The sequence below is a fragment of the Fulvimarina endophytica genome (assembly GCF_003403015.1).
Lineage (GTDB): Bacteria > Pseudomonadota > Alphaproteobacteria > Rhizobiales > Rhizobiaceae > Fulvimarina > Fulvimarina endophytica.
The window spans coordinates 340,800-357,346 of the sequence record NZ_QURL01000001.1; the positions used below are offsets into that span (position 1 = coordinate 340,800).

12 protein-coding genes and 1 tRNA gene are annotated in these 16,547 nt (G+C 63.0%); 11 read left to right on the forward strand and 2 right to left on the reverse strand.

What is annotated here, in order from left to right:
- Nucleotides 1–149: 149 nt before the first annotated feature.
- Nucleotides 150–1,754, forward strand: coding sequence for a phosphoglycerate dehydrogenase (gene serA, locus DYI37_RS01415; RefSeq protein WP_116681404.1), 1,605 nt, complete (start codon nt 150–152; stop codon nt 1,752–1,754).
- Nucleotides 1,755–1,884: 130 nt separating this feature from the next.
- Here the strand turns inward: serA and DYI37_RS01420 are convergent, their stop codons facing one another.
- Complete coding sequence (locus DYI37_RS01420; RefSeq protein WP_116681405.1) at nt 1,885–4,395, reverse strand: ATP-dependent helicase; 2,511 nt, start codon at nt 4,393–4,395, stop codon at nt 1,885–1,887.
- A gap of 267 nt (nt 4,396–4,662) precedes the next feature.
- Here DYI37_RS01420 and gyrB point away from each other — a divergent pair, with 267 nt between their 5' ends.
- Nucleotides 4,663–7,101: a DNA topoisomerase (ATP-hydrolyzing) subunit B gene (gene gyrB, locus DYI37_RS01425; RefSeq protein ID WP_116681406.1), complete on the forward strand. Its 2,439-nt coding sequence runs from the start codon at nt 4,663–4,665 to the stop codon at nt 7,099–7,101.
- Between the two features lie 90 nt (nt 7,102–7,191).
- On the opposite strand, the gene DYI37_RS01430 is transcribed toward gyrB, so the two are convergent.
- Nucleotides 7,192–7,746, reverse strand: coding sequence for a fasciclin domain-containing protein (locus DYI37_RS01430; protein ID WP_116681407.1), 555 nt, complete (start codon nt 7,744–7,746; stop codon nt 7,192–7,194).
- 504 nt (nt 7,747–8,250) lie between these two features.
- Between DYI37_RS01430 and DYI37_RS01435 the strand changes: the two genes are divergently transcribed.
- From DYI37_RS01435 to DYI37_RS01475, 9 genes are all read left to right on the forward strand, one after another.
- Nucleotides 8,251–8,326 (forward strand) — tRNA-Phe (locus DYI37_RS01435).
- Between the two features lie 390 nt (nt 8,327–8,716).
- Nucleotides 8,717–9,838 carry a pyruvate dehydrogenase (acetyl-transferring) E1 component subunit alpha gene (gene pdhA, locus DYI37_RS01440; protein WP_116681408.1) on the forward strand — a complete coding sequence of 374 codons (1,122 nt, stop codon included), beginning with the start codon at nt 8,717–8,719 and terminating at the stop codon, nt 9,836–9,838.
- A 12-nt stretch (nt 9,839–9,850) separates the two neighbouring features.
- Nucleotides 9,851–11,305 carry a pyruvate dehydrogenase complex E1 component subunit beta gene (locus DYI37_RS01445; protein ID WP_116681409.1) on the forward strand — a complete coding sequence of 485 codons (1,455 nt, stop codon included), beginning with the start codon at nt 9,851–9,853 and terminating at the stop codon, nt 11,303–11,305.
- 4 nt (nt 11,306–11,309) lie between these two features.
- Nucleotides 11,310–11,801 carry an SRPBCC family protein gene (locus DYI37_RS01450; protein ID WP_116681410.1) on the forward strand — a complete coding sequence of 164 codons (492 nt, stop codon included), beginning with the start codon at nt 11,310–11,312 and terminating at the stop codon, nt 11,799–11,801.
- 283 nt (nt 11,802–12,084) lie between these two features.
- Nucleotides 12,085–13,542, forward strand: coding sequence for a pyruvate dehydrogenase complex dihydrolipoamide acetyltransferase (locus tag DYI37_RS01455; protein ID WP_116681411.1), 1,458 nt, complete (start codon nt 12,085–12,087; stop codon nt 13,540–13,542).
- 9 nt (nt 13,543–13,551) lie between these two features.
- A complete protein-coding gene (locus DYI37_RS01460; protein WP_116681412.1) occupies nt 13,552–14,001 on the forward strand; it encodes a hypothetical protein in 450 nt (149 codons plus the stop codon).
- Nucleotides 13,998–14,657: an SGNH/GDSL hydrolase family protein gene (locus DYI37_RS01465; RefSeq protein ID WP_116681413.1), complete on the forward strand. Its 660-nt coding sequence runs from the start codon at nt 13,998–14,000 to the stop codon at nt 14,655–14,657. The genes DYI37_RS01460 and DYI37_RS01465 overlap by 4 nt, the downstream gene beginning before the upstream one ends.
- Before the next feature lie 55 nt (nt 14,658–14,712).
- Nucleotides 14,713–16,167 (forward strand): dihydrolipoyl dehydrogenase, encoded by a 1,455-nt coding sequence (gene lpdA / locus DYI37_RS01470; RefSeq protein ID WP_116681414.1) that lies wholly within the window; start codon nt 14,713–14,715, stop codon nt 16,165–16,167.
- 104 nt (nt 16,168–16,271) lie between these two features.
- Nucleotides 16,272–16,520 carry a GlsB/YeaQ/YmgE family stress response membrane protein gene (locus DYI37_RS01475; RefSeq protein WP_116681415.1) on the forward strand — a complete coding sequence of 83 codons (249 nt, stop codon included), beginning with the start codon at nt 16,272–16,274 and terminating at the stop codon, nt 16,518–16,520.
- Nucleotides 16,521–16,547: the final 27 nt, after the last annotated feature.

Consider the following 16,547-nt stretch of genomic DNA (forward strand, 5'->3'; position numbering starts at 1 on the left):
ACCCGGCCATTCGCCTCGGACGAGAGATTATCCGCCACGCGCGGGGCTCGGCCGAGGTCGCGGGTCAGGCCAACACGATCCCGATCTTCCCATTTTTCGAGCGCGCCGTGAGCGGCAGCGCCTCATCCTCGCGAACAGGACACCATCCCATGGCACCCCGCGTACTCGTTTCCGACAAGCTTTCCGAAACCGCCGTCCAGATCTTCCGCGATCGCGGCGTCGAGGTCGATTTCCAGCCGAACCTCGGAAAGGACAAGGACAAGCTTCTCGAGGTCATCGATCAGTATGACGGCCTCGCCATCCGCTCGGCGACGAAGGTCACCGAGAAGATCATCGCGGCCGCGAGCCGGCTGAAGGTCGTCGGCCGCGCGGGCATCGGCGTCGACAATGTCGACATCCCGGCCGCCTCCAAGAAGGGCATCATCGTGATGAATACGCCTTTCGGCAATTCGATCACGACGGCCGAGCACGCCATCGCGATGATCTTCGCCGTCGCCCGCCAGATCCCGGCCGCCGATGCCTCGACCCAGGCCGGTAAGTGGGAGAAGAGCCGCTTCATGGGCGTCGAAGTCACGGGCAAGACCCTCGGCGTCGTCGGTTGCGGCAATATCGGCTCGATCGTCGCCCAGCGCGGCGTGGGCCTTCGGATGCGCGTCATCGCCTTCGATCCGTTCCTCTCCCAGGAACGGGCGACGCAACTCGGGATCGAAAAGGTCGAGCTGGATGATCTCTTCAAGCGCGCAGACTTCATCACGCTGCACACGCCGATGACCGACAAGACGCGCGGCATGATCAACAAGGATGCGCTCGCGCAGATGAAGGACGGCGTTCGCATCGTCAACTGCGCGCGCGGCGGCCTCATCGTCGAGGCCGATCTCGCCGAAGCGTTGAAGTCCGGCAAGGTCGCCGGTGCGGGAATCGACGTGTTCGAGACCGAGCCGGCCACCGAGTCACCGCTCTTCGGCATCGAGAACGTCGTCTGCACGCCGCATCTGGGCGCTTCGACCACCGAGGCGCAGGAGAATGTGGCGCTTCAGGTAGCGGAGCAGATGGCCGACTATCTGACGCGCGGCGCCGTCTCGAACGCGATCAACATGCCGTCGATCACCGCCGAGGAAGCCCCGATCCTGACGCCGTTCGTGAAACTTGCCGAATGCCTCGGGGCGTTTGCTGGACAGGTGACGGAAGAGGCGATCAGCTCCGTCGAGATCGTCTATGACGGACTTGTCTCGGATATGAACACCAAGGCGCTCACGAGCGCGGTTCTCGCCGGTCTGATCCGCAGTCAGGTGGCCGACGTCAACATGGTCTCTGCGCCGATCATGGCGCGCGAGCGCGGGATCCAGATCACCGAGGCCAAGCGAGACAAGTCGGGGGTGTTCGACAGCTTCATCAAGCTCACGGTCGTCACCGAGAAGCAGACCCGCTCGGTCGCCGGCACCGTCTTCTCCGATGGCAAGCCGCGCTTCATCCAGATCAAGGGCATCAATATCGATGCCGAGATCGGCGAGCACATGGTCTATACGACCAATAACGACGCGCCCGGCATCATCGGTCTTCTCGGAACGGTCTTCGGCAAGGCGGGTGTCAACATCGCGAACTTCCAGCTTGGCCGTAACCGCCCGGGCGGCGACGCGATCGCGCTTCTCTACGTGGACTCGCCGGTCAGCAACGAGGTTCTCGACGAGGTGCGGGCGCACAAGGAGATCCTGTCCGCCAAGCCGTTGAAGTTCGACATTCCGCCGGTCGCCTGATCGGCGCGCGTCGAACTCTATCGATATCCTGACGAAACAGCCGGCGCGGGGAACCGCGCCGGCTGTCGCATGTCTGGGGGAGGGCGATCTCGCGGCGGCGCGGTCGTGGAGCCGCACTTGTAGCGTGACATCAGACCGCTTGCAGGAAACTCTCGAGGACGCGCTTCTGGCCGGCCTTGTCGAAGTCGACCGTCAGCTTGTTCCCATCGACGAGTGCGACGGTGCCATTACCGAATTTCAGGTGAAACACCCGATCGCCCACCGAGAACGGGCTCTCGTGATCGGCGACCGATTTGGCGACGAGCTCGCCCTCGATCTCGCGCGGTCCGCCGCGCTTGGCGGACGAATAGAGCCCGAGACCTGCGCGCGGCGGCTGGTTGTGACCTCGGCCCGCACGGCCGCCCGATGCCTCGCCGCCCTCATAGGTGATCTCGCGCGTTCGCCCGCCGGTCCATCCCGCAGTCCCGTTGCCACCATCTTCCTTCGCGGCCTGGGCCCGCCGCCAGCCGGGTGTCCTGTAGGCCCCCTCGTTGAAGGCGGCCGCTCCGTCCCAGCGCGAAGCCCCGTAATTGCCGAAGCCGCCGGCGCCATATCCGCCATAGGAGGTGTTCGCCTCCATCACGTCCACATGGGCTTCGGGAAGTTCGTCGAGAAAACGCGATGGGATCGTGGTCTGCCACAATCCGTGAATGCGGCGGTTGGAGACGAACCAGATCTTCACCCGCCGCTTTCCGCGCGTGATGCCGACATAGGCGAGGCGCCGCTCCTCCTCGAGGCCCGAGCGGCCGCCTTCGTCGAGCGAGCGCTGATGGGGAAAGAGACCTTCCTCCCAACCCGGCAGGAAGACCGTCTCGAATTCGAGACCCTTCGCCGAATGAAGCGTCATGATGGAGACCGCATCCATTTCCGCATTCTGCTCGGCATCCATCACGAGCGCGACGTGTTCGAGGAAGGAGGGAAGGGACTCGTACTCTTCCATGGAGCGGATGAGCTCCTTCAGGTTCTCGAGCCGGCCCGGCGCTTCGGCCGACCGATCATTCTGCCACATCTCGCTATAGCCGGACTCCTCGAGGATCTGTTCGGCAAGCTCGGTGTGCTTGGTGGTTCCGAGAAGTTCGGACCAGCGCATGAAATCGGCGACCACGCGGCGCAGCGTGTTGCGGGGCTTCGGCTTCAGCTCCTCCGTCTCGACGATCTGCCGTGCCGCCGCGATCAGCGGAACGCCCTTGGCGCGGGCATAGTCGTGGAGAAGGCGGATGGTCGCGTCGCCGAGGCCGCGCTTGGGCGTGTTGACGATGCGCTCGAAGGCGAGGTCGTCGGCGGGTTGGCAAACGCAGCGGAAATAGGCGAGGGCGTCGCGGATCTCGAGCCGTTCGTAGAAGCGGGGTCCACCGATGACGCGGTAGTTCAGCCCCATGGTGACGAACCGGTCCTCAAAAGTGCGCATCTGGAAGGATGCGCGAACGAGGATCGCCATATCGTTGAGATTGTGGTTTTCCCGGCGCTGGAGATCCTCGATCGCCTCGCCGACCGCGCGCGCTTCCTCCTCCGAATCCCAGCCGGCATTCACCTCCACTTTCGGATCGTCCGGATTGGGGTGATCGGTGAAGAGCGTCTTGCCGAGACGATCCTCGTTATGTCCGATGAGGTGCGAGGCGGCCCCGAGAATGTGGCCGGTCGAGCGGTAATTGCGCTCCAGGCGAATGACGGTGGCGCCCGGGAAATCCTTGTCGAAGCGCAGGATGTTGTCGACTTCCGCCCCGCGCCATCCATAGATCGATTGGTCGTCGTCGCCGACGCAGCAGATGTTGACCGCCTGGCGCTCGCCGTCCCGTTCCGGCCGCTGGGCAAGCAGCCGCAGCCAGAGATACTGGGCGACGTTCGTATCCTGATACTCGTCCACCAGAATGTAGCGGAAGCGCTGGTGATACTCCGCAAGAATGTCCGGATGGTGCCGGAAGATCGCGATCGGGTGCATCAGAAGGTCGCCGAAATCGCATGCGTTGAGGCTCTTCAGCCGGTCCTGATAGGCCTGATAGAGCTCGCGGCCTTTGCCGTTTCCGAAGGCGCGTGCGTCGCCCTCGGCGATGTTGCGCGGCTCCAGCCCCTTGTTCTTCCAGCCGTCCAGCATGTTGGCGAAGGTGCGCGCAGGCCAGCGCTTGTCGTCGAGGTTCTCGGCCTGGATCAGCTGCTTGATGAGACGGATCTGGTCGTCCGTATCGAGAATCGTAAAGTTCGATTTCAGCCCGACGAGCTCGGCGTGCTTGCGCAGCATCTTCACGCCGATCGAGTGGAAGGTGCCGAGCCAGGGCATGCCTTCGACCTGACCGCCGACGAGCATGCCGATCCGCACCTTCATCTCGCGGGCCGCCTTGTTGGTGAAGGTGACGGCGAGGATCTGGCTGGGCCAGGCCTTGCCGGTCGCGAGAATATGGGCGATCCGCGTCGTCAGGACGCGCGTCTTGCCCGTGCCGGCGCCTGCCAGGACGAGAACGGGGCCCTCCGTCGTCTCGACGGCTGCCCGCTGTTCGGGATTGAGTCCGCTCACATAGTCCGGGGCGCTCGCGCCTCTTGCCGCCATGGCGCGGGCCGCGATGCCGCCGGCCCTCGGGCCGGTCTTCGATTCGTCACGATCGGTCATGAGGGGTAATTAGTCGCCATGGAACGAGAACACTAGGGCAACGCGAGGGTCTGCCCGTGCGTCGTTTTCCCATGCCGCTATGCGATGAAATCGGTGAGGCCCCGCGACAGGGGGCAATGGTAAGCGTTCGGGGAGCAGTCGTTGCCTTCAAGCGCTTTCATCTGAAGGCCTCAGTCTTTATATATTAGGCATCGTAGAAGGCGATTCATCGCCCGGGCGCGCATCGTCCGAGGGTCAGTGCGCCCATCGAGGAATACAAGGAACATCATGTCCGCAGCCAACGATCTGTCCGCCGGCCTGCCCGCCGAATATGGCGCCGACTCCATCAAGGTTCTGAAGGGCCTCGATGCGGTGCGCAAACGGCCCGGCATGTATATCGGCGATACCGACGACGGATCCGGTCTGCACCACATGGTCTACGAGGTCGTGGACAACGCCATCGACGAGGCGCTGGCCGGCCATGCCGATTTCGTCACCGTGACCCTCAATGCCGACGGGTCGTGCTCCGTTTCGGACAACGGGCGTGGGATCCCGACCGGCATCCATTCGGGCGAGGGCGTTTCGGCGGCGGAGGTCATCATGACCCAGCTGCACGCTGGCGGAAAATTCGACCAGAATTCCTATAAGGTCTCGGGTGGTCTGCACGGCGTTGGCGTCTCGGTCGTCAATGCGCTTTCGGTCTGGCTCCGGCTGAAGATCAGGCAGAAGGGCCAGGTCTTCGCCATGTCCTTCAGCCACGGCGTCGCCGACGGCCCGCTTGCCGTCGTGGGCGATTCGGAAGGCAAGACCGGAACCGAGATCACCTTCATGCCCTCCATGGACACGTTCCAGGGTGTGACCTCCTTCGATTACGCGACGCTGGAGCATCGCCTGCGGGAACTCGCCTTCCTCAATTCCGGGGTCCGCATCATCCTGACGGACAAGAGGCCGGCAGACGAGAAGCGGGTGGAGCTGTTCTACGAGGGCGGACTGGAAGCCTTCGTGCGCTATGTCGACCGTGCCAAGAAGCCGATCATTCCGGCCCCGATCGCCCTGTCGGGCGAGAGGGACGGGATCACCGTCGAAGTCGCGATGTGGTGGAACGACGCCTATAACGAGAACGTCCTCTGCTTCACCAACAACATTCCCCAGCGCGACGGCGGCACCCATCTCGCCGGCTTCCGCGGCGCGCTCACGCGTCAGGTCACGGGCTATGCGGAAACCTCCGGCCTCCTGAAGAAGGAGAAGGTTCAGCTTACCGGCGACGACTGCCGCGAGGGGCTGTCCTGCATCCTGTCGGTGAAGGTGCCGGATCCGAAATTCTCTTCTCAGACCAAGGACAAGCTGGTCTCCTCGGAAGTGCGCCCGGTGGTCGAGAACCTCGTGAGCCAGGCGCTTTCGGAATGGTTCGAGGAGAATCCGCAGGATGCAAGAACGGTGATCGCGAAGGTCGTCGAAGCGGCAGCCGCACGCGATGCTGCTCGCAGGGCCCGCGAACTCACGCGCCGCAAGGGTGCGCTCGACATCACCTCGCTGCCCGGCAAGCTCGCCGACTGCCAGGAGCGCGATCCGGCCAAGTCGGAGATCTTCATCGTCGAGGGCGACTCGGCGGGTGGATCGGCCAAGGGTGGGCGTTCACGCAAGAATCAGGCGATCCTGCCGCTGCGCGGCAAGATCCTGAACGTGGAGCGCGCGCGCTTCGACCGCATGCTCTCCTCTGATCAGATCGGCACGCTGATCACGGCGCTCGGAACGTCGATCGGCAAGGACGAGTTCAACGCGGAAAAGCTGCGCTACCACAAGATCATCATCATGACGGATGCCGACGTCGATGGCGCCCATATCCGAACGCTGCTCCTCACCTTCTTCTTCCGCCAGATGCCGGAGCTCATCGAGCGCGGTCACATCTACATCGCCCAGCCGCCGCTCTATAAGGTGACGCGCGGAAAGCAGAGCCAGTATCTGAAGGACGAGAAGGCGCTCGAGAACTATCTCATCGAGGGCGGCCTGGACGACGCCTCCCTCACCCTGTCCACGGGTGAGGTTCGCACCGGCCGCGATCTTCGAACGGTGGTCGACGACGCCCTTGGAGTTCGCAACCTTCTGAACGGTCTTCACTCGCGTTATGACCGGTCGGTCGTCGAGCAGGCCTCGATCCTCGGTGCGCTGTCTCCCGAAGTCGCAGACCATCCGCAGGATGGGCCGGCGACGGCGCGGCGGATCGCGGAACGTCTCGATCTCATCGCCGATGAAACCGAGCGAGGCTGGTCGGGCGAAGCGGTGGACGGCGGATACCGGTTCGTGCGCACCGTGCGCGGCGTCTCGGAGGTTCAGACCCTGGACGCCAACCTCCTGCATTCGGGCGATGCGCTTGCCCTGATGCGGTATGCGCCGCGCCTCGGCGAAGTCTATGACGGCGCGGTCCCGACCCTGGCCCGGAAGGATACGGTTCGCGATATCGCAGGGCCTCTCGAGCTTCTGATCACCGTGTTTGAAGTCGGGCGCAAGGGCATTTCGACCCAGCGATACAAAGGTCTGGGCGAGATGAATTCCGATCAGCTCTGGGAGACGACACTGGACCCGGACGCCCGAACCCTCGTGCGCGTGAAGGTTCAGGATGCGACGGATGCGGACAACCTCTTCGCCCAGCTCATGGGGGACGAGGTCGCGCCGCGCCGCGAGTTCATTCAGGACAACGCCCTGAGCGTCGCCAATCTCGATATCTGACGGCGACTGCCGCCGCTTATGCCGCACAGCCCCGGTCGCAGCGCGCGACCGGGGCTGTTGTCGTTCGAGTCTATCGTCGGGACGCGCCGCTTACTTCGGCAGGAGAACGCTGTCGATCACGTGGATCACGCCGTTCGACTGATCGACATCCGGGATGGTGATCACGGCCTTGCCGCCGCTCTCGTCCATCAGTGCGAGGCCCGGTCCTTCCGGCATGGCGGTGATGGTATCGCCCGAAACGGTCTTCATCTTGTAGGAGCCGCCATTGTCGTTGGCGCGCTTCAGGATCTGCCCGGCTGACATATCACCGGCGACGACATGGGCTGTGAGGATCTTCGTCAGCTGAGCCTTGTTTTCCGGCTTCATCAGCGTCTCCACCGTGCCGGCGGGGAGCTTCGCGAATGCATCGTCGGTGGGCGCGAACACGGTGAAGGGTCCGGGGGAGGCGAGCGTGTCGACGAGGCCCGCCTGCTTCACGGCCGCAACGAGGGTCTTGTGGATCGGCGAGTTGGACGCGTTCTCGACGATGTTCCGGTTCGACGGCATCTGTGCGCCGCCGACCGTGGGGTTCTGGGCATAGGCCGCCGGCGCGGCGGCAATCGCGAGCGAGACGGCGATCAGCGAGTTTTTCAGAAAGGCTTTCATCGAGAGGTCCTCCTCCGGAGTAAGGCGCGACCCTCATGGCCACGCTTCGCCCGCAGCTACGCAATGATCGGCTCGACGGATGCGAATGGTTCGTCAGAGGATGGTGGAGGGCCTCTATGCGGGACAGTGGCCGATGTCTCCGATCAAGACCGGCCGAAACGCAGGACCGTTTCGATGGGACAGGAGACCGTGTCCGCGATTCGCCCATCCACGTGCTGTCGGTCGACCGATTCTCTGCGGCTGCGCAATTGTCGCACGCTCGCAGCGCTCGGCGGCAAGACTGGTCATCCTGTCGGCCCGGCCAGCCATTGCGAGGTCGTGGAAAGGTAGGATCTGCATGCTGCAGCTCCTGAAAAACCCGACTTTACCAGCGCTTTCCCCGGTTCCGATAATTTCGCTTCGAATGCGCTGGACAGGCTTTCCGGCCTTCTCTATAAGGCCGGCATTCGCACGGTTTTCCTACTGAAGACGGCAACGTCCTCCCCTGGAAATCAGACGCGAAGCGCCCGAGTAGCTCAGTTGGTAGAGCAAGCGATTGAAAATCGCTGTGTCGGTGGTTCAAATCCGCCCTCGGGCACCATCCCCTATTCCCAAAATGTTGATGACACGCCGAATACGGTGTCAGGCCTGCGATCTGGTCTCGTTTCGCATCGCGCGAGCCGGTTCTCCTGCTTTGTCTCGCTGTATGCGGGTCCTGTTTCAGCGTTCGCGCGGTCGCGATCGGGACGTGATTTCGCGCCTCTTCACCCGGTCCGGTAAGACGTTAAATTGATTTACTCGGTGGTCCGGCGTCACCGGCGCCAGCAGCGCATGCCCCGGCTCGAGAGTCTTAACTGAAAATCGGTTCAGAAATTGCTGCGCTGCAATGTAAACCGTTTATCGGTTAATCGGATTTGATCGGCTTGAAGCACGGTTTTTCCGGTCTATAGTCGACTTCACAAGAAGTTCCGGCGCAGCGTTTGGAGGCACCATGGCGGCACGGCAGAAGAATTCCTCATCCGGCTCGTCGAATTCGGACAAATCGAAACCGTCCGACAAGACGGTCGATACCGAGTCGGGCAAGGAGATCGTCCGGACTCTCGAGAACTTCTCGGCGCCGGATCCTGCCGAGTTCAGCAAGGAGGAGGAGTTGCGTGCTTATCGCGACATGCTTCTCATCCGGCGCTTCGAGGAAAAGGCCGGCCAGCTCTACGGCATGGGCTTCATCGGCGGGTTCTGTCACCTCTATATTGGCCAGGAAGCTGTCGTCGTCGGCATGCAGATGTCGATGAAGGAGGGCGATCAGGTCGTCACCGGCTATCGCGATCACGGGCATATGCTCGCCACCGGCATGGAAGCCCGCGGCGTCATGGCCGAGCTCACCGGTCGCCGCTCGGGCTACTCCAAGGGGAAGGGTGGCTCGATGCACATGTTCTCCAAGGAAAAGAAGTTCTACGGCGGGCACGGCATCGTGGGCGCGCAGGTACCGATCGGAAGCGGTCTCGCATTCGCCAACAAATACAACGGCACCGATGCCGTCTCGATCACCTATTTCGGCGATGGCGCCGCGAATCAGGGCCAGGTCTACGAGAGCTTCAACATGGCCTCGCTCTGGAAGCTGCCCGCGATCTATGTGATCGAGAACAACCGGTATGCGATGGGCACCTCGGTTTCCCGCGCTTCCGCCGAGACCGATTTCTCCCATCGCGGATTGTCCTTCAAGATCCCCGGCATTCAGGTCGACGGCATGGATGTGCGCGCGGTGAAGGCTGCCGGCGACATGGCGGTCGAGCACTGCCGGTCCGGCGAGGGGCCGATCATTCTCGAGATGATGACCTATCGCTATCGCGGCCATTCCATGTCGGATCCCGCCAAATACCGCACCCGCGACGAGGTGCAGAAGATGCGCTCGGAGTCCGATCCGATCGAGCAGGTGAAGAAGCGTCTCCTTGAGAACCACGAGATGTCCGAGGACGAGGTCAAGGAGATCGACAAGGAGGTTCGCGACATCGTCGGAGACGCCGCCGACTTCGCACAGAACGATCCCGAGCCGGATCCGAGCGAGCTCTGGACCGATGTCTACGCCGACGAAGCGCCCCAGGCTGCCGAATAAGGGAGGACGGCGATGCCGACCGAGATTTTGATGCCCGCTCTCTCCCCGACGATGGAAGAGGGCACTCTCGCCAAATGGGTGAAGAACGTCGGTGACACGGTCCAGCCGGGCGATGTGATCGCCGAGATCGAGACTGACAAGGCCACGATGGAAGTCGAAGCGGTCGATGAGGGCACGCTTGGCAAGATCCTCGTCGAGGCCGGGACGGAGAACGTGAAGGTGAACGCGCCGATCGCGCTCCTCCTCGCCGAAGGCGAAAGCGAGAGCGATATCGGCTCGAGCTCCGGCAGCGAGGCCAAGAGCGAGGAGCCCAAGACCGCCACGAAGTCCGACGACGAACCGGTCGCGCAAAGTGGCGATCAGGCCCGCAGCGCGAAGACGGTGACGCCGATCGACGAGCGTCGGGTTCCCGCCGAAGGCAAGACGCATCCCGATGTCGAGGACGACAGCCCGTTCGGCCGGGATGTGCCGGAAGGCACCGAGATGGTTTCGACGACCGTTCGCGAAGCGCTTCGCGACGCGATGGCCGAGGAGCTTCGCCGCGACGAGGCCGTCTTCGTGATGGGTGAGGAAGTCGCCGAATATCAGGGCGCCTACAAGATCACGCAGGGTCTCCTCGACGAGTTCGGGGCACGGCGCATCGTGGATACGCCGATCACGGAGCACGGATTTGCAGGTCTCGGCGTGGGTGCGGCCTTTGGCGGCCTGCGTCCGGTCGTGGAATTTATGACCTTCAACTTCGCCATGCAGGCCATCGACCAGATCATCAACTCGGCGGCGAAGACCCTCTATATGGCCGGCGGCCAGATGGGCTGTCCGATCGTCTTCCGTGGACCGAACGGCGCCGCTGCGCGCGTGGCGGCCCAGCACAGCCAGGACTACGCCGCCTGGTATAGCCACGTTCCCGGTCTCAAGGTCGTGCAGCCCTACAGCGCGGCCGACGCCAAGGGGCTTTTGAAGTCGGCGATCCGCGATCCCAATCCGGTCGTGTTCCTCGAGAACGAGATTCTCTACGGCCACTCCTTCGACGTGCCGAAGATGGACGACTGGACCGTGCCGATCGGCAAGGCCCGCATCCACCGCAAGGGATCGGATGTCACGATCGTTTCGTGGTCGATCGGCATGACCTATGCGATCAAGGCGGCCGAGGAACTGGCGAAAGAGGGTATAGAAGCCGAGATCATCGATCTTCGGACCATCCGCCCGATGGACATGCCGGCGATCGTGCGCTCGGTGAAGAAGACTAATCGGGCCGTGATCGTGGAAGAGGGCTTCCCGCAGTGTTCGGTCAGCGGTCATATCGCATCCGAACTGATGGTTCAGGCCTTCGACTATCTCGACGCCCCGGTGTTGAAGGTCAACGGCAAGGACGTGCCGATGCCTTATGCAGCGAACCTCGAGAAGCTCGCTCTGCCTTCGGTCAAGGACGTGATCGATGCCGTAAAAGCGGTCTGCTACCGGAGTTGAGGCTTTGACCAAACTGGCGGCCGAGGACGGTGAATTCGTCGCACAAGACGATGGGAAGGTGGTGATCCGCAAGGAAATCGCCGCTTCACGCCAGGCCGTCTGGCACTGTCTGACCGAGCCTGACTGCCTGAAGGCCTGGTGGCGGGAGAACATCGAGTTCGAGCCCCAGGTCGGCGGGCGGTTCACCGAACCCTGGGTCGATCCGTCGGGTCGCAATCGCACCACCCGCGCGCAGGTCACGTCCTATCACCCGCTTGACGGTTTTGTCATGGTCTGGGCGGACGACGACTGGGCCTTCGATACCGTCGTATCCGTCACCCTCTCCGAAACCGAGATCGGGACGGAGGTCCGGATCGAACATCAGGGTTGGGAGAAGGCGCCGGAAGTCGATCGCGCGACCATGCTCCTCGATCATCAGAGCGGCTGGACCGCCCATCTGGGCAATCTCGCCAATTACGTCGAGGACCAGGGCAGCGGACGCCATGGAGGTCACTGAGGAGTGATGGAGCGGACATCTCCAGAATTGGTGGAGAGTGCCGCTCCCGGCATTCCTCGTGCGAGCGGTCCTCGATGGGGCAGCGCCCGCGCACGGCGTTCCATCGAAGTGTGTTTCGAGCACCCGGCTGCCCGGGTGAAGCCATCTCTCGCGAGCGCGAGGGGTGGAGCCGCGTTCGACAGGACGTTCCAGCCGGTTGATCCGGCATATCGATTCTTCAGCAAAATTTCGTGGCCGACGGCCATCAATCAAGAAGACGCCTAAGACCCTTCGGAGATCTCCCATGCCGATCAACGTGACAATGCCCGCCCTGTCTCCGACGATGGAAGAAGGCAATCTGGCCAAGTGGCTGGTCGCGGAAGGCGACAAGGTCTCGGCGGGCGACATCATCGCCGAAATCGAAACCGACAAGGCCACCATGGAGGTCGAGGCTGTCGACGAAGGCGTTCTCGCCAAGATCGTCGTGCCCGGCGGAACCGAGGGCGTAAAGGTCAACGACGTGATCGCCATTCTCGCTGCCGATGGTGAGGATGTCGATGAAGCCGCGAAATCGGGTGGCGGCAGCGATCCCGCTCCGTCAGGCGACGACAAGGGCGGCGCGATGACCGCGGACGCCAAAGCCGATGATGCGGTGACCGGTTCGGAGGAGGACGCCAAGGATCCGTCCAAGCGCAGCTATTCCCGTCCCGATGGCGGAACCGGCGGTAAAGGCGAGCCGGAGAGCGACGAAGCGACGGAGAGCGCCGGTCCCGCGCCGAAGGACGGTTCGGGCGAACGGGTCTTCTCGTCGCCTCTCGCCCGGCGTCTGGCAAAGCAGGCCGGTGTCGATCTGACCAAGGTCGAGGGATCGGGGCCGCACGGTCGCGTGGTCAAGGCCGATATCGAAAAGGCGAAGAAGGACGGCGTCGGAAAGGACGCCAAGGCCGAGAAGCCGAAGGATGCCGGCAAGCCGAATGCGGCGCCCGCACCCACGGCGACGGCGCCGAAGGGCGCGAGCGACGATGCCATTCTCAAGATGTTCGAGGAAGGCAGCTACGAGAAGATCCCGCATGACGGCATGCGCAAGACGATCGCCAAGCGCCTCGTCGAGTCCAAGCAGACCGTGCCGCACTTCTATCTGTCGGTCGATTGCGAGCTCGACGCGTTGCTCGCCCTGCGCAAGCAGCTGAACGATTCGGCTCCGAAGACGAAGTCCGACGACGGCGAGAGGCCAGCATACAAGCTCTCGGTCAACGACATGGTCATCAAGGCGATGGCTCTGGCGCTGAAAGCCGTGCCTGCCGCCAATGTCTCCTGGACCGAGACGGCGATGCTGAAGCACAAGCATGCCGATGTGGGTGTCGCAGTGTCGATCGACGGCGGCCTCATCACGCCGATCATTCGCCGGGCCGAGGAGAAGACCCTTTCGACGATCTCCAACGAGATGAAGGATCTCGCCAAGCGCGCCCGGAACCGGAAGCTTCAGCCGCAGGAATATCAGGGCGGCACGACGGCGGTTTCCAATCTCGGAATGTTCGGGATCAGCAATTTCTCGGCCGTGATCAACCCGCCCCATGCGACCATCCTCGCCGTTGGCGCGGGCGAGCAGAAGGCGGTCGTCGAGAGCGGCGAGATCAAGGTCGCGACCATCATGACCGTGACCCTCTCGACCGATCATCGTGCGGTCGACGGGGCGCTCGGCGCGGAACTCATCGCGGCGTTCAAGCAGTTCATCGAGAACCCGATGTCCATGCTGGTCTAAGGGCGGGCGATGCGGCGCTTCCTCCGACTCCCGACCTGTGTGGCGGCGATCGCCCTTGCGGTGGCTGCTACGATTTCTGCGCCGGCAAGCGCGCAGAAATGGCCGAAGGCTGAGATCGACGCCTATGCCCGGTCGTTTGCGGGAAAAACCTATGTGATGAGTTTGGGTGGGCTCGGGAACACGCTGGTCTACGCAGCTCCGGACGGCCGTGCCTATGTCGTCCGGGCCTTCGACAAGGCGGTCGTGCCGGGCTCCTGGGAGATCAGCTACAGCATGTCCAATCGATCGCTGATCGCATGCGTCCGGCGATCCTCGGTCAAGCAATGCGCGACGCAGGCTCTTATGGCGCAGTCTCCATCTCGACGCGGAGACGTGTTCGCGCTTTCCCAGCGACGGGCGCTCAACCGTGTCCTGTCGATCAACTTCGATCTGGCCGAAGCGGCGCGGGCTGCACGATGAAGACCGTCCTCGCCTTCGGCGACTCCCTCACATGGGGCTACAACCCCGAAACCATGCTGCGCCACGACTTCTTCGACCGCTGGCCGAACGTCGTCGGTAAGGCGCTGGGCCATCGGGTGCGGGTCATCAGCGAGGGGCTGAACGGGCGTACGACCGCCTTCGACGACCACATGGTTTCTGCCGAGCGCAATGGCGTGAAGATCCTGCCGACGCTTCTTGCAAGCCACCAGCCGCTCGACGGTCTCGTGGTCATGCTGGGAACGAACGATCTGAAGCGCAATACGGGCGGGGGACGTGTGTTCGAATCGCGCCAGGGCTTGGAGCGCATCGTCGAGATCGCCCTCGGCTTCCCTTATCAGCGCGGCTACCGGTCTCCGAAGATCCTTCTGGTCGCGCCTCCGCCGTTCTGTTCGACGACCGAGCCCGATTTCTCGCTGCTGTTCGGTCATGCGAAGGATGAATCGATCCATTTTCGCTCGGCCGTGACGAAGGTCGCCGAGGAATACGGGGTCGCGATGTTCGACGCCGGAGAGGTATGCGAGACATCGCCCATCGACGGCGTCCATCTCGACGCGACGAACTCGCGCAGGCTGGGAGAAGCCCTGGTCGAACCCATCCGTGCGCTCCTCGGCTCCGATGATGACCAAAGCGCCTGAAACAGCAATATGAACGACCCGCGATCGAGCGGACGAGACAACCTGGAGATGACCCATGGCTGACACTTACGATATTCTCGTCATCGGTGGCGGGCCCGGCGGCTACGTTGCGGCCATTCGCGCCGCGCAGCTTGGTTACAAGACCGCCGTCGTCGAGCGCGAACATCTGGGCGGGATCTGTCTCAACTGGGGCTGCATTCCCACCAAGGCGCTTCTTCGCACGGCCGAGATCTTTCACTACGCGGAGAACGGCAAGAATTATGGCCTCGAGATCGCTCCGCCGAAGTTTGACATCGAGGCGGTGGTCAAGCGCTCGCGCGGTGTCTCGGCACAGCTGAACGGCGGCGTCGGCTATCTCATGAAGAAGAACAAGATCGACGTGATCTGGGGCGAGGCCAAGATCACGAAGGCAGGCAAGGGCGGCCCCGCCGAAGTCAGCGTCGGGAAGATGAAGAAGCCGGTGGTCGAGCCGCAGAACCCGGTTCCGAAGGGCGTTCTCGGCGAGGGGACCTACAAGGCCAAGCACGTGATCGTCGCGACCGGCGCGCGCCCGCGCGTCCTGCCGGGCATCGAGCCGGACGGTGACCGGATCTGGACCTATTTCGAGGCGATGAAGCCGAAGAGCATGCCCAAGAGCCTGATCGTGATGGGATCGGGCGCGATCGGCATCGAATTTGCAAGCTTCTACCGCTTCATGGGCGCCGAGGTGACGGTGATCGAACTGCTTCCGCAGATCCTTCCGGTTGAGGATGCGGACATCGCGAAGCTCGCCCGCAAGCAGTTCGAGAAGCAGGGCATGAAGATCATGACCGACGCGAAGGTCGCGAAGGTCGAGAAGAGCAAGGACGGGGTGACCGTCACCGTCGAGACGAAGGGCGGCAAGACGGAAACGCTCAAGGCGGAACGTCTGATCTCGGCGGTCGGTGTCCAGGGCAATACCGAAGGCCTGGGGCTCGAGGAGATCGGCGTCGAGCTGGATCGGGGCATCATCAAGACCGATGGCGTCGGCAAGACGGGCGTCGAGGGCATCTACGCGATCGGCGACGTGGCTGGTCCTCCGATGCTCGCCCACAAGGCCGAGCACGAGGGGACGATCTGCGTCGAGGCCATCAAGGGCATGCACCCGCATCCCATGAAGAAGACCGAGATTCCGGGCTGCACCTACTGCCAGCCGCAGATCGCCTCGGTCGGCCTGACGGAGGCGAAGGCGAAGGAAGCCGGCCACGATGTCAAGGTCGGCCGGTTCAACTTCACCGGAAACGGCAAGGCGATCGCTCTCGGAGAGCCCGATGGAATGGTGAAGACCGTCTTCGATGCCAAGACCGGAGAGCTGCTCGGCGCCCATCTGGTGGGAGCCGAGGTGACGGAACTCATTCAGGGCTTCGTGATCGCGATCGGCCTCGAGACCACCGAGGAAGAGCTCTTCCACACCTGCTTCCCGCACCCGACCCTTTCGGAGATGATGCACGAATCCGTGCTCGACGCCTATGGACGGGTGATCCACCAATAAAAGTGTTGCGCGCCTGTCCAAAAAAAGACTGATTCGGCTTGCCGCGCGCCATCCCTCGCTATCTCCCTCAAGCAGAATGGCAATCTGCAATAAAGGAAATCATCATGGGTTGGCTCGCAGCAATCATCGTCGGTGGCCTGGCCGGTTGGCTGGCCGAAAAGGTCATGAAGAGCGACATGGGCGTCATCATGAACATCATCCTCGGCATCGTCGGGGCGATCGTTCTGAGCCTTATTCTTCAGTTGACGGGCCTCGGCGCCGGCGCCGGCGCCTCCTTCTCCTTCGCCTATCTGATCACGGGTTTCGTTGGCGCCTGCTTGCTGATCTTCATCTTCAGGCTCGTTCGCCGCTGACGCGACGCTTCTGACGATTGCGCAGGG